We start from the raw sequence: 13,535 nt of genomic DNA, 5'->3' as shown, positions 1-13,535 counted from the left end.
CCATGAGCACCCCAGCGCCCATTGAGCATGTGCACCAAGCGCTGCGCGAGCGCTCTACCCAGGTGCTGGCCCAGCCTGCGGCGCAGGCCGTGCCTTCGCCGTGCGTGGCGGTGTGCCAAATGCAAGCCGACACCGCTTGGTGCTGGGGTTGTCGGCGCACGCTCAACGAGATTGGCCAGTGGTCCAACCTGGACAACGCGGGCAAGCGTGGGGTGTGGCAGGCCATCAGCGATCGACTGCACGGCTGAAAGAACACGATAAAAAATAATGCTGCCCGCCAGGGTGGCCGCAAAAAAAAACCCACCTTGCGGTGGGTTTAAAAAAGCTTTTCAGTTCAATCAGGTGGCATGCTGATGCGTATCACCGGGAATGTTCGGGTAGCGCACATGTTCAACCAATTGCTGGATTTCTTGGCGGGGTGGTGCCGTCAAGAGGCTGACAATGATGATCAGCGCAAAGCCCAGTGGCACACCAAAGACACCGGCTGAGATGGGCAGAATGCCCCACCACAACTCAATGGGTGATGTCACACCAAACACGCCCCGCAACCAAGGTTGCGTCGTCACCATGTAGTAGAAGGTGATGCCCAATCCACCCAACATGCCAATGACCGCTCCCCATTTGTTGGCGCGCTTCCAGAAAATACCCAGGCTCAGGGCCGGGAAGAAAGAAGCCGCAGCAAACGAGAAGGCCGCCGACACCAGGAACAAGATGTCCGCTGGTTTTTGGGCTGCCACATAGGCCGCTGCCAAGGCGACGACCAGCAACAAGACTTTGGAGATCGTCACCCGCCGTGAAGTTGAGGCATTGGGGTCAATCATCTTGTAGTACAGGTCATGTGACAAGGCGTTGGCAATGGTCAACAGCAGACCGTCTGCGGTTGACAAAGCGGCCGCCAAGCCACCCGCTGCCACCATGCCAGAGATGACATAGGGCAGTCCGCCAATTTCAGGGGTTGCCAAAACCACGATGTCGCCACCGATTTTGAGTTCGCCCAATTGCAGCAAGCCATCTTTGTTGATGTCAATGATGGACAGCAGGTTGGGGTCGACGACGGCCCATTGCGACACCCAGGCTGGTAGCTTGTCAAACGGAGTACCCACCAAGACGGTGAACACCTCGTACTTGACCAACACCGCCAAAGCGGGTGCCGTGAAATACAACAAGAAGATGAAGAACAGTGACCAGGTCACCGAACTGCGGGCTTGCTTGACCGAAGGTGTGGTGTAGTAGCGCATCAGGATGTGCGGCAATGCGGCGGTACCCACCATCAAACAAAACACCAGGGCCAAAAAGTTGCGCCGCGAGGTGTCAAAGGTGTCCTTGGCTTTGGCGTCACCGTTGGGGTCACCCGCAAATTGCGTCGCATGTCGAGGCATGCCACCCAAGGGCTTGGCCCTCGCTTCGTTGTCACTCTTGCCTTTGGTCCAAGCCTTTTTCGCGGCATCCTCATCTTTGGGAATGGCTGCCAGGGCTTTCTCTGCGGCAGCCATTTGGGCTGGCTCGGCATTGGCTTCCTTGAGCTCCGCAATCTTCTTCTCGGCAGCTTCTTTGTCAGCGGCCAGTGAGCCTTTCACATCCTTGAGCTTTTCAGCAAAGACGTCAGCTTGTGCCTTGAAGGCCGCGATGACTTCCTTCTCTTTGGGGTCATCGATCAGCTCTTTTTCCTTGGCGGTCACTTTTTCAAGTTGATAGCCATAGATCGCTTGCGGAATGGGAATGCCGGTTTGTTTGACCGACAACCACACCACAGGGATCAAATAAGCAATGATCAAGATGATGTACTGTGCCACTTGGGTCCAGGTCACAGCGCGCATGCCGCCCAGGAAAGAGCACACCAAAATGCCGCCCAGTCCCAAGAAGATGCCCAATTCAAACGCCACGCCGGTCAGTCGTGTGGTGATCAAGCCAACGCCATAAATTTGTGCGACAACATAAACAAATGAGCACAAGATGGCGGCCATGATGCCAATGAACCGGGGCAAATTGCCGCCGTATCGCGCACCCAAAAAGTCTGGCACCGTGAATTGACCGAACTTGCGCAAGTAAGGCGCCAAGAACAAGGCCACCAAGCAATAGCCACCGGTCCATCCCATGATGAAGGCCAAGCCGCCATAGCCAGTCAGGTACAGCGTGCCGGCCATGCCAATGAAGGATGCCGCCGACATCCAGTCAGCGCCAGTGGCCATGCCGTTGTAAATGGCGGGAACGCGTCGACCTGCCACGTAATACTCGGCCGCATCATTGGTTCGGCTCATGACCCCAATGCCGGCGTACAAGAAGACCGTTGCGGCCAAAAACAAATAACCGATCCAATTTCTTGGAAGGCCCATTTGCTCCAGGATGGCCAAAGCCACCACAAATAGCAGGAATCCGCCGGTGTACCAGGCGTACACCTTGTTCAGTTGCTGCTTGAAGGCAGCGTTGCTGGAAGCGCTGAAAACGCCGCCTGTGTTTTCTGATGTCATTCCGCTCATATCAGTCCTCCTCAACTTCGGCCAGGCCGTGTTCTTGGTCCAATTGGTTCATATAGCGGGCATAGAACCAAATGATGACCACATAGACGATCAATGAGCCTTGGGAGGCAGCCCAAAAGCTAAAAGGCCATCCAAAAAAAGTGAAATTCAAATCACGCGCAAAGTAGGCGATGACAAAAGTCACCACAAACCACACGCCCATCAAGATGGCGGTGATGTTGAGGTTTTTTTGCCAGTATGCCCGTTGGTTTTCGGTAACTTCCACAGGTGTCTCCTCTTCAAAATCCGCCTTTGACAGCGGTTGATCCACTACCCCTTGAGGACTTTCGTCCCCGCGTTACAACCGGGTGTGGGCGATGACCTCAGCTCAGCTTGATGCCCGTCTCGCGCTCGAGTTGAGCGGCGACTTTAGGCTCAAAGCTTTGCAGATGACGCATGATCTTCTCTGCTTGCTCTGCTTCGCTTCGGTCCATGTGTACGCGGGCCAGTTGGTACCAGCCATGCGGACTCATGGGTTGTAATTCCGTGTTGTGGCGCAAGGCCACGATGGCCTCATCACTGCGCCTGAGTTGGATCAGCACCAGACCCAGCCCATACCAAGCCCTGTCGAGTTGAGGGTCTAAATCGCACGCTTTTTGAAAGCATTCAAGCGCTTGATCCAGGCGACCCAATTGTTCAAGCACAAAACCTTTGTTGAACCACACGGAAGCGCTGGCTTGGCCAGTCGCCGTCAAACGATCGTAATCCGATAGGGCCGCCCACCAATCGCTCTGCGCCGCCAGGATGTGGGCCCGACTGGACAAGGCATAAATGTCATCTGGATAAGTGCGCAAGATTTGCTCAAAGCGGTTCATGGCTGCTTCTTTCAAGCCAAAAGCCAACTGAAGCACGGCCGACCATTTGAGGAAGTGGTAGTTCAAGTCCATCAGCGACAACCTTGCATGGCCACATCCACACAATGCTCGATCTTGGCCAAGGTGACGGCGAGGTAAGTCACGCCCATGGCGAAAAAAGCCACAAAAGGAACCTGGTGGTCTGCCACCTTTGAAGGCGAAATGCGCCGAGCCAACCAAACCCAAGGCTTATTCAGAATTTGAAACAACTGGTAGAACATATTCGAATCGCGACCTTGGCCACTGATCAAATACAAAAAGCCCTGACCGACCAGCGCAAGCAAGCCAATGTAGAGCAGGAGTTGGAGCACGTTCAGAAGTGTGAGCAAGATGAATCCAAAGTTCAAACCTCACTGTTGAATCGCCCCCTTACCGCTAACTTACTCGCCATCGGGTTGTAGGGGCTTGCAAGGGCAAACCCTAGTGCATAGATGCGATTCGATGGCAAGGGGTGAGCTATTTTCACTCGCAAAGAGCACTTGACCAGGGGCTCATGTGATGGTTGATGCGCGTGAGTTTGGCCTCCATGGATCGCTGGGTTCAGTAAGTTGGCCATAAGTTATGCGTCAGAGCAGGGTCAGTTGCGTGACGGATAGTTCGACAGTGCAAAACACATAACACCAACACTGGAGAAACACATCAAATGAGCACATTAGACGTCAACCGACCCATGTCGGGCGAGGAAAAGAAGGTCATCTTCGCTTCCTCACTCGGTACCGTTTTCGAGTGGTACGACTTTTACCTGTACGGTTCACTCGCAGCGATCATCGCCAAGCAGTTTTTCAGCGGATTGGACGCCGGTTCGGCCTTCATCTTCGCGCTGCTGGCGTTTGCGGCTGGTTTCATCGTTCGACCCTTTGGCGCCATCTTCTTTGGCCGCTTGGGCGACATGATTGGCCGCAAGTACACCTTCTTGGTGACCATCCTGATCATGGGCTTGTCGACCTTCATCGTCGGCATCCTGCCCAACTACGCCAGCATTGGCGTGGCCGCACCGATCATCTTGATCGGCTTGCGCTTGCTGCAAGGCTTGGCGTTGGGCGGTGAGTACGGTGGCGCTGCCACCTACGTGGCCGAGCATGCACCGCACGACAAGCGCGGCGCTTACACCTCGTGGATTCAAACCACCGCCACGCTGGGCCTGTTCCTGTCGCTGATGGTGATTTTGGGCACCCGCACCTGGGTCGGCGAAGAGGCCTTTGCCGATTGGGGCTGGCGCGTGCCGTTCATTGTGTCGATCGCTTTGTTGGCCGTGTCGGTCTACATCCGTTTGTCGATGAACGAGTCACCGGCTTTCGCCAAGATGAAGTCCGAGGGCAAAACCTCCAAAGCACCGCTGACCGAATCCTTCGGTCAATGGAAAAACCTGAAGATCGTGATCTTGGCCTTGATCGGCCTGACCGCCGGCCAAGCCGTGGTCTGGTATTCAGGCCAGTTCTATGCGCTGTTCTTCTTGACCCAGTCGCTCAAAGTGGATGGTGCCACCGCCAACTTGTTCGTGGCCGCATCGTTGATCATCGGCACCCCGTTCTTCATCATCTTCGGCTCGCTGTCCGACAAAATTGGCCGCAAGCCCATCATCATGGCCGGTTGCTTGTTGGCCGTGTTGACCTACTTCCCGGTGTTTGAGGCGCTGACCAAGGCCGCCAACCCTGACTTGCACGCTGCTCAGCAAAAGAGCCAAGTGGTGGTGGTGGCCGATCCTGGTGAGTGCTCGTTCCAGTTCAACCCCACCGGCACGGTCAAGTTCACCTCGTCTTGCGACGTAGGCAAACAACGTCTGGCCGCTGGCTCGGTGAGCTATGTCAACGAAGTGGCACCCAAGGGCACCCCTGCGGTGATCAAAGTGGGTGACAAGGTCATCAACGTGTTCCCCACACCGGAAGAAATCGCCGCAGCCAAAACCGCCGCTGAAACCAAGTTGGAAGGCCTCAAAGCCGCCAGCCCGGTGGACGAAAAAGCAGTGGCCGCCGCTGAGACCGCCATCAAGAACTTGTCTGACGAGAAGAAGAACAAGGACGCCGTGTTCAGCGCCAACTTGAGTGGCGCTTTGAAAGAGGCCGGATACCCCACCAAGGCCGATCCGGCCAAGGTGAACAAGGTGATGGTCATCATCATCCTCTCTTACTTGGTGTTGTTGGTGACCATGGTTTATGGCCCCATCGCCGCCATGTTGGTCGAGATGTTCCCCACCCGCATCCGTTACACATCCATGTCTTTGCCCTATCACATCGGCAACGGTTGGTTTGGCGGGTTGCTGCCCACCACTGCCTTTGCCATCGTGGCGCAGACGGGCAACATGTACAACGGCTTGTGGTATCCGATCATCGTGGCCGGCATGACGTTTGTCATCGGCATGTTGTTCGTGAAAGAAACCAAAGACGTGGACATTTACGCCAACGACTGATGGTTTTGTAAGCTGCCCGAGGGAACTCGGGTGCTACATTCAAGCCCTCCTCTGCGGAGGGCTTTTTCATTTGGAGACTCGAGTCATGTGGAAGATTTTTTTGGGCTTTGTGGTGTTTGCGGCGTTGGCCATGTATGTGATTTTCAAAGGCGGCGACAACCTGGACATGGGCGGCGAAAAGCATGGCGCTGAAGCGGTGCATGCCCCTGAGCCGGCCAAACCCGCCGACGCTGCGACGCCCGCTGCCGCACCAGCGGCGAGCGACGCCTCCGCACCGGCAGCCACCAGCAAGTGAGCCTGTTGGCCCCAGCCACCAGCCCTTGCGGAGGGTGGCGGGGGGCTTTCTATGCCTACGCAGGTGTGCCAACCTTGCGCTGGCTTGGGCGTGGTGAGGTCACCATGGGCAACAGCCCTGCTGACGGCCACTGATTTGCTGACCTTGCAAAGAGGGAAGCGGTACTCTCTCTAGAATGACGGCCCACCCCCCAACAAAGCCGTTATGTCCCAGGGTCTCATCCGCATCCGTGGTGCTCGTCAGCACAACCTCAAAAACCTCGACATCGACATCCGCACCGGCGAGCTGACGGTGGTCACCGGGCCCAGCGGTTCGGGCAAGTCCAGCTTGGTGTTTGACACCTTGTTTGCAGAAGGTCAGCGCCGTTATGTGGAGACCTTCAGCGCCTATGCGCGCCAGTTCCTGGACCGCATGGACCGCCCGGCGGTGGACAAGGTGGAGGGCGTGCCGCCAGCGATCGCCATCGACCAAACCAACCCAGTGCGCAGCTCGCGCTCCACCGTGGGCACGATGACCGAGCTCAACGACCACTTGAAGCTGATGTTTGCCCGCACGGCGCAGTTGTTTGACCGCCAAACCGCACAAGCGGTGCGCCACGACTCCCCCGAAACCATTTACGCCGAGATGCTGCGCCGCAGTGCTGAACTGCCCGGTCAGCCCCGGGTGGTGGTCACTTTCCCCATCGAATTGCCCGCCCACACCACGGCCGATGAGGTGCAGCAGTGGTTGCTGGCCAGTGGCTTCAGCCGCATCCACGCCGAGCGCGAGGTGGCCAGTGTGACGGGAACGCGCAAATTGCTCGACGTGGTGGCCGATCGCTTTCGCCTGGCCACGGTGGAAAAATCGCGTGCCATGGAGGCGCTGGAGACCGCGCTCAAACGCGGCGCCGGTCGCGTGCAAGTGCATGTGCAAGCCGAACCCGCAGCCCCATCCGCCACTGACGTCAGCACGGGCCAAACAGTGCCTGCGGTCGATGCCGCCGCTGAAACGGTATGGCGCTTTTCCAGCGGTTTGCATTGCCCCGACAGCGATTTGCGTTACAGCGAGCCCACGCCGTCGATGTTTTCTTTCAACTCGGCGCTGGGCGCGTGCGAAACCTGCCGGGGCTTTGGCCGCGTCATTGGCGTTGACTTTGGTTTGGTCATCCCCAACGACAAACTCACCCTGCGCGCCGGGGCCATCAAGCCGATGCAAACCCCGGCCTGGAAAGAGTGCCAAGACGATTTGATGCGCCACGCCGAGACGGCGGGCATCCCGCGCGACACCGCTTGGTACAAGCTCACCCCCGAGCAGCAGCACTGGGTGATCGAAGGTTCGCCGCAATGGAAGGGCGTCTGGAACAAGCAGTGGTATGGGGTGCGGCGCTTTTTTGCCTACCTGGAGACCAAGTCCTACAAGATGCACATCCGGGTGCTGCTTTCCAAGTACCGCAGCTACACCAGTTGCCCGAATTGTTTGGGTGCGCGCCTGAAAACCGACAGCTTGTTGTGGCGCGTGGGCAGCGCGGCCGATGCCGCGGGGGTGCTGCCGGCGGCGCAGCGCTTCATGCCGGCGGGCGTGGGTTGGACGCGCGCACAACTCGAGGCCTTGCCGGGTTTGAGCCTGCACGACTTGATGCTCATGCCGATTGACCGCTTGCGGGTGTTTTTTGACGGTGTGCAAGCCCAATCGGCGGGCGCCGACGCCCAGGCCTTGGCTTTGTTGCTGGGCGAGATCCGCACTCGCTTGCGCTACCTGTGCGATGTGGGCATTGGCTACCTCACGCTGGACCGGCAAAGCCGCAGCCTGAGCGGCGGCGAGGTGCAGCGCATCAACCTCACCACCGCCTTGGGCACCTCCTTGGTCAACACCTTGTTTGTGCTCGATGAGCCCAGCATTGGCCTGCACCCGCGCGACATGGGTCGCATCACCGAAGCCATGAAGCGCTTGCGCGACGCGGGCAACACCTTGGTGGTGGTCGAACACGACCCGGCGGTGATGTTGGCCGCTGATCGCATTTTGGACATGGGCCCGGGTCCCGGCGAGCGCGGTGGCCAAGTGGTGTTTGACGGCCCACCGGCCGCACTGCAACAGGCCGACACCATGACCGGCGCTTATTTGGGCGGTCGCAAGCAAGTGGGCTTGGGCCTCAAGCGCTTGGTCACCGATGCCACGCCGCGCTTGGTGCTCGAAGGCGCGCGCGAGCACAACCTGAAAAACGTCCACCTCGAGCTGCCCTTGCAACGCCTGGTGTGCGTCACCGGTGTCAGTGGTTCGGGCAAATCCACCCTGGTGCAAGACGTGTTGGCCCCGGCTTTGCTGCGCCACTTTGGCAAGGCCACCGAAACGCCGGGCGCGCACGACCGCTTGCTGGGCATGGACCACTTGAGCGATGTGGTGTTTGTCGACCAATCCCCGATTGGCAAAACCGCGCGCTCCAACCCCGCCAGTTATGTGGGCGCTTGGGACCCGCTGCGCGAGCTGTTGGCCACCGCCAGCTTGTCACGCCAGCGCGGCTACACCGCATCGAAGTTCAGCGCCAACAGCGGCGACGGGCGTTGCCCCACTTGCGGCGGCTCGGGCTTTGAGCATGTGGAGATGCAGTTTTTGAGCGACGTTTATTTGCGTTGCCCCGACTGCAATGGCGAGCGTTTTCGGCCCGAGGTGTTGGAGGTCAAGATCGAGCGCGGTGGGCGCTTTTTGAATGTGTCCGACCTCCTCAACCTGACGGTGAGTGAAGCCGTCGAGCTGTTCTCCCAAGACCGCGATGTGCTGCGCGCTTTGCAGCCGATCGTGGAAGTCGGTTTGGAATATGTGCGCTTGGGCCAACCCGTGCCCACCCTGAGCGGTGGCGAGGCGCAGCGCCTGAAGCTGGCTGGGTTTTTGGCCGAGGCCGCCAAATCGGCCAGCCAAAGCCGGCAAAGCCTGGCGCGCAAAGGCACCTTGTTTTTGTTTGACGAGCCCACCACCGGCTTGCACTTTGACGACATCGCCAAACTGATGCGCGCCTTGCGCCGCTTGCTAGAAGCCGGGCATTCGCTGATCGTCATCGAACACAACCTGGACGTGATCCGCGCCAGCGACTGGCTGATTGACCTGGGGCCCGAGGGCGGTGACGCTGGCGGTTGCGTGGTGGTCGAGGGCCACCCCGAAGAGGTGCGCCAGCATCCCAGCTCGCACACCGCGCGCGCCTTGCGCGAATACGCACAAGCCATGGGCGAGGTGTTCGCCCCTGGCGCAGATTCCCCCGTCTTGGCCAACCCCTACACCGCGCCCGCACCCCGCAGCTTGGCCCTGGGTTTGGTGCAAGAGCCATCGGCCAAATACCTGGGCCAAGCGTTGAAAGAAAGCATCCGCATCGTCAACGCCCGCGAGCACAACCTGCGCAACCTGAGCGTGGACATCCCGCGTGGGCAGTTCAACGTCATCACCGGCGTGAGTGGCTCGGGCAAATCCACTTTGGCGTTTGACATTTTGTTCAACGAAGGCCAGCGCCGCTATTTGGAAAGCCTGAACGCTTATGCGCGCAGCATCGTGCAACCCGCTGGCCGCCCCGAGGTGGACGCGGTGTATGGCATCCCGCCCACGGTGGCCATCGAGCAGCGCCTGTCGCGCGGCGGGCGCAAAAGCACGGTGGGCACCACCACCGAGGTGTGGCATTTCTTGCGCTTGCTCTACGTCAAGCTGGGCACCCAGCACTGCGTGCACGACGGCGCGGCGGTGCAGCCGCAAACGCCCGAGAGCATCGTTGCCCAGTTGATGAAAACCTACCGGGGTCAGCACATTGGCCTGCTCAGTCCCCTGGTGGTCAACCGCAAAGGCGTCTACACCGAGTTGGCCGATTGGGCGCGCCCGCGGGGCTACACCCATTTGCGGGTGGACGGCAACTTTTTGCCCACCACCGGTTTTCCGCGCATCGACCGCTTCAAAGAGCACACGATCGAGTTGCCCATCGCCAGCCTGGAGGTCAAGCCCAGCAACGAGGCCGCGTTGCGCCAACACCTGGCCTTGGCGTTGGAGCATGGCAAAGGCGTGGTGCATGTGCTCAGCGGTTTGGACGGTTTGCGCGAAGCCATGGCCAGCGCGGCCGCCACCCAAGGCATTGGCCAGGTGGAGGTGTTCTCCACCCAGCGCGCGTGCCCGGTGTGCGCCACGTCCTACAGCGAACTGGACCCGCGTTTGTTCTCGTACAACAGCAAGCACGGTTGGTGCCCCGACTGTGTCGGCACCGGCTTGAAGCTGACCCGTGACCAGCGCAAGGCGCTGGACGACTCGGTGCGCGACGACGACCAAAAAGGGCGCGAACAAAGTTTTGCCGAACCCGAGGTGGAAGACCTCACCGACACTGCTTGCCCGGCGTGCGCAGGCACCCGCTTGAACACCACGGCGCGTGCCGTGCGCTTCCAGGACCAAGCCATCACCGACATTGCCCGCCTGAGCGTGGGCCGCGTGCGTCAGTGGGTGGCGGGCTTGGCCCTGAGCGGCCGCTCGGCCGACATTGCCCGCGACCTGGTGCCTGAAATCGCAGGGCGTTTGGCGTTTTTGGAAGAGGTGGGCCTGGGTTACCTGACCTTGGACCGGGGCGCGCCCACTTTGAGTGGCGGCGAGGCCCAGCGCATCCGCTTGGCGGCCCAATTGGGCAGCCAGTTGCAAGGCGTTTGCTATGTGCTCGACGAACCCACCATTGGCCTGCATGCGCGCGACAACCAAATCTTGCTCAAGGCCCTCAAAACCCTGAGCGACAAGGGCAACACCTTGGTGGTGGTCGAGCACGACGAAGAAACCATTCGCCACGCCGACCACATCATCGACATTGGCCCCAGCGCCGGCAAGCGCGGTGGCCGTTTGGTCGCGCAAGGCACGGCCGCTGACATCAGCGCCCAGGCCGATTCGCAAACCGGGCGCTACCTCTTGCATGCCATGCGCCACCCGATGCAAGCGCGCCGCAGCGTGGGCGCGGCCGAGTTGGCGCTGCTGTCGGCGGCCAGCGCAGTGGCGGCCACCACCGAGAAACCCAAACGCCAAAGCGCGGCCAGCAAAAAAGCCCAAGCCGACGCTTTGCGCGCCGCCCACATGGGCACGCCCAGCGGGCCCGCCGCACCGGTGGCGTCAGGCAGTTTGCATGTGCACGGCGCTTTTTTGCACAACCTGCGCCAGGTCGATGTGCAAGTCCCCTTGCGCCGCTTGGTGGCCATCACTGGCGTCAGCGGTTCGGGCAAATCCACTTTGGCGCGCGACGTGCTGCTGCACAACGTGGCGGCGGCGGTGGGCCAACGATCCAGCCAGGCCGGGCGCAAGGCCGACGAAGCTGGCAAGCACCCGGCCTGGGTCGGTTGTGTGGGCGTGCAAGGCTATGCCAGCATCGACCGGGTGCTGGAGGTGGACCAAACCCCAATTGGCAAAACCCCACGCAGTTGCCCCGCCACCTACATTGGTTTTTGGGACACCATCCGCAAGCTGTTTGCCGACACCTTGGAGGCCAAGGCGCGCGGCTACGGCCCGGGGCGTTTTAGTTTCAACACCGGCGAGGGCCGCTGCCCCGGTTGCGAAGGCCAAGGCATGCGCACCATCGAAATGAACTTTTTGCCTGACGTGAAAGTGTTGTGCGAGGTCTGCCACGGCAGCCGCTTCAACCCTGAAACGCAGGCGGTGAGCTGGCGCGGCAAACACATTGGCGAGGTGTTGCACATGGAGGTGGACGAGGCGGTGGACTTCTTCGCCGCCATGCCGACCATCAGCCACCCCTTGCAACTGCTCAAAGACGTGGGCCTGGGTTATCTGACCCTGGGGCAACCCTCGCCCACGCTGAGTGGCGGCGAGGCGCAGCGCATCAAGCTGGTCACCGAGTTGTCCAAGGTGCGCGACGACGTCACCCGCCGCGGCAACAAAGCGCCACACACCTTGTATGTGCTGGACGAACCCACGGTGGGCTTGCACATGGCCGATGTGGACAAGCTCATCAGCGTGTTGCACCGCTTGGTCGATGCCGGGCACAGCGTGGTGGTGATCGAGCACGATTTGGACGTCATTGCCGAGGCCGATTGGGTCATCGACCTGGGGCCTGACGGTGGCGACGGCGGTGGCCAAGTGGTGGCCGCCAACACCCCCGAAGCCTTGGTGCGCCAAGGCACCCACACCGGGCGCGCTTTGGCCCCCGTGCTGGCGCGCGTGTGAGGGGCATCTGGCCCGCTAAAATCGCCGCCACGCACGCGGTTCGCCACGTCTCAGCCCAACCGCACCACTCCCCATGAACATCCGCACCCAACGCCTGATCGACGCCGTGGTCGGCCAGGCTTTATGCGCTGTGCTGTCGCTGTGGGCGCGCTGCTGGGCGCGGCCGCAACCGCCGGTGTCCGAGCAACCGCTGCGCCAGGTGCTGGTCATCATGCTCTCAGAGATGGGCTCGATGGTGCTGGCCGGTCCGATGTTTGCCCGCATCCGCCAGCAACACCCGCAAGCGCAAATCCACATCTTGCAGTTGGCCCGCAACCAACAGGTGGCGCGCATGCTGCAACTTGCCCCCAACACCCATTTGCATGGCTTGGACGACAGCTCCATGTTCCGGCTGCTGGCCGACATCTGGCGCGTGATGCGCCAGTTGCGCCATCTGCGCCTGGACGCGGTCATCGACTGCGAACTGTTCTCGCGCATCAGCGCCTTGCTGGCCTATGCCTGTGGGGCGCGTTGGCGCGCTGGTTTCACGCCGCACACCCAAGAGGGCTTGTACCGGGGCTCGTTCATGAACGCGGCCATACCCTACAACCCGTATCGCCACATCAGCCAGCAGTTTTTGGCCTTGGTCGATGCCATTGGCGCGTGCGATGCGCCGCGCAGCAAACGCGTGCCCATGCACCCGATGGCCACCGACAGCGGTTTGTCGCTGGTGTTTGCGCCCAGCCAGTTGAGCGACTATGCCCAAGCCCTGCGCCGCGACCACCCGGCCTTGATGGCCGCGCCGCAGCGGGTGCTGATGTACGCCGGTGGCGGCTTGCTGCCCATCCGCGCTTGGCCGGCGGCGCATTACGCCGAATTGGCCCGCGCTTTGTGCGACCAAGGCCACGCCGTGGCGGTGATTGGCCTGCCCGAAGACCAGCCGCTGGCCCAAGACATCTTGCGCATGTGCGGCCACCCGCTGTGCCACAGCCTGGTGGGCTATACACGCAGCTTGCAAGAGTTGCTGATGCTGTTTCACCACTGCGATGTGCTGGTCACCAACGACGGCGGGCCGGGCCACTTTGCCAGCTTGACGCCCATCCGCACCCTGATGTTTTTTGGCCCCGAAACCAGCCGCTTGTATGGCCCTTTGACGCCCCGCGCCACGGTGATCGAACTGGGCTTGCCTTGCTCCCCATGCTTGAGCGCTTACAACCACCGCGACACCCCCTGCAACGGCGACAACCAGTGCTTGAAGCAAATTGACGTGGCCCAGGTGCTGCGCCTGACCCAAACCCAACTGGCGCTGGCGGCCAGCCCTGGCCCCTGAG

9 protein-coding genes are annotated in these 13,535 nt (G+C 60.6%); 5 read left to right on the top strand and 4 right to left on the bottom strand.

Going from position 1 to position 13,535, the window contains the following annotated elements; all coding sequences use genetic code 11:
* The first annotated feature begins 2 nt into the window (after positions 1-2).
* Positions 3-248, top strand: coding sequence for a DUF1289 domain-containing protein (locus tag AC8GFZ_RS07930; protein WP_506644063.1), 246 nt, complete (start codon positions 3-5; stop codon positions 246-248).
* Between the two features lie 90 nt (positions 249-338).
* Here AC8GFZ_RS07930 and AC8GFZ_RS07925 read toward each other — a convergent pair whose 3' ends face one another.
* From AC8GFZ_RS07925 to AC8GFZ_RS07910, 4 genes are all read right to left on the bottom strand, one after another.
* Complete coding sequence (locus AC8GFZ_RS07925) at positions 339-2,468, bottom strand: VC_2705 family sodium/solute symporter (RefSeq protein ID WP_506644264.1); 2,130 nt, start codon at positions 2,466-2,468, stop codon at positions 339-341.
* A 10-nt stretch (positions 2,469-2,478) separates the two neighbouring features.
* Positions 2,479-2,742 (bottom strand): DUF4212 domain-containing protein, encoded by a 264-nt coding sequence (locus AC8GFZ_RS07920; protein ID WP_506644061.1) that lies wholly within the window; start codon positions 2,740-2,742, stop codon positions 2,479-2,481.
* Between the two features lie 97 nt (positions 2,743-2,839).
* The gene (locus tag AC8GFZ_RS07915) at positions 2,840-3,403 is read right to left on the bottom strand and encodes a tetratricopeptide repeat protein (RefSeq protein ID WP_506644059.1); all 564 of its coding nucleotides are present in this window, start codon (positions 3,401-3,403) and stop codon (positions 2,840-2,842) included.
* Positions 3,403-3,699, bottom strand: a complete 297-nt coding sequence (locus AC8GFZ_RS07910) for a hypothetical protein (protein WP_506644057.1) — start codon at positions 3,697-3,699, stop codon at positions 3,403-3,405. Before AC8GFZ_RS07910 ends, AC8GFZ_RS07915 begins: the two co-directional genes overlap by 1 nt.
* A 314-nt stretch (positions 3,700-4,013) precedes the next feature.
* Here AC8GFZ_RS07910 and AC8GFZ_RS07905 point away from each other — a divergent pair, with 314 nt between their 5' ends.
* The 4 genes from AC8GFZ_RS07905 (at position 4,014) to AC8GFZ_RS07890 (ending at position 13,534) form a co-directional block, all read left to right on the top strand.
* The gene (locus AC8GFZ_RS07905) at positions 4,014-5,777 is read left to right on the top strand and encodes an MFS transporter (protein WP_506644055.1); all 1,764 of its coding nucleotides are present in this window, start codon (positions 4,014-4,016) and stop codon (positions 5,775-5,777) included.
* Between the two features lie 85 nt (positions 5,778-5,862).
* Positions 5,863-6,072 (top strand): hypothetical protein, encoded by a 210-nt coding sequence (locus tag AC8GFZ_RS07900; RefSeq protein WP_506644053.1) that lies wholly within the window; start codon positions 5,863-5,865, stop codon positions 6,070-6,072.
* 204 nt (positions 6,073-6,276) lie between these two features.
* A complete protein-coding gene (gene uvrA / locus AC8GFZ_RS07895; RefSeq protein ID WP_506644051.1) occupies positions 6,277-12,225 on the top strand; it encodes an excinuclease ABC subunit UvrA in 5,949 nt (1,982 codons plus the stop codon).
* Between the two features lie 73 nt (positions 12,226-12,298).
* A complete protein-coding gene (locus AC8GFZ_RS07890; protein ID WP_506644049.1) occupies positions 12,299-13,534 on the top strand; it encodes a glycosyltransferase family 9 protein in 1,236 nt (411 codons plus the stop codon).
* The last annotated feature ends 1 nt before the right edge of the window (position 13,535 follow it).

The organism is Limnohabitans rimovensis (SeqCode) (assembly GCF_965234775.1).
In the GTDB taxonomy this organism is placed as follows: Bacteria; Pseudomonadota; Gammaproteobacteria; order Burkholderiales; family Burkholderiaceae_C; genus Limnohabitans; species Limnohabitans rimovensis.
This window is presented reverse-complemented; position numbering and strand designations above follow the sequence as displayed.

Coding starts and splice junctions, on each gene's coding strand:
- uvrA (WP_506644051.1), top strand. CDS start 6,277: ATGTCCCAGGGTCTCATCCGCATCCGTGGTGCTCGTCAGCACAACCTC.
- AC8GFZ_RS07890 (WP_506644049.1), top strand. CDS start 12,299: ATGAACATCCGCACCCAACGCCTGATCGACGCCGTGGTCGGCCAGGCT.
- AC8GFZ_RS07905 (WP_506644055.1), top strand. CDS start 4,014: ATGAGCACATTAGACGTCAACCGACCCATGTCGGGCGAGGAAAAGAAG.
- AC8GFZ_RS07915 (WP_506644059.1), bottom strand. CDS start 3,403: ATGGACTTGAACTACCACTTCCTCAAATGGTCGGCCGTGCTTCAGTTG.
- AC8GFZ_RS07930 (WP_506644063.1), top strand. CDS start 3: ATGAGCACCCCAGCGCCCATTGAGCATGTGCACCAAGCGCTGCGCGAG.
- AC8GFZ_RS07900 (WP_506644053.1), top strand. CDS start 5,863: ATGTGGAAGATTTTTTTGGGCTTTGTGGTGTTTGCGGCGTTGGCCATG.
- AC8GFZ_RS07925 (WP_506644264.1), bottom strand. CDS start 2,468: ATGACATCAGAAAACACAGGCGGCGTTTTCAGCGCTTCCAGCAACGCT.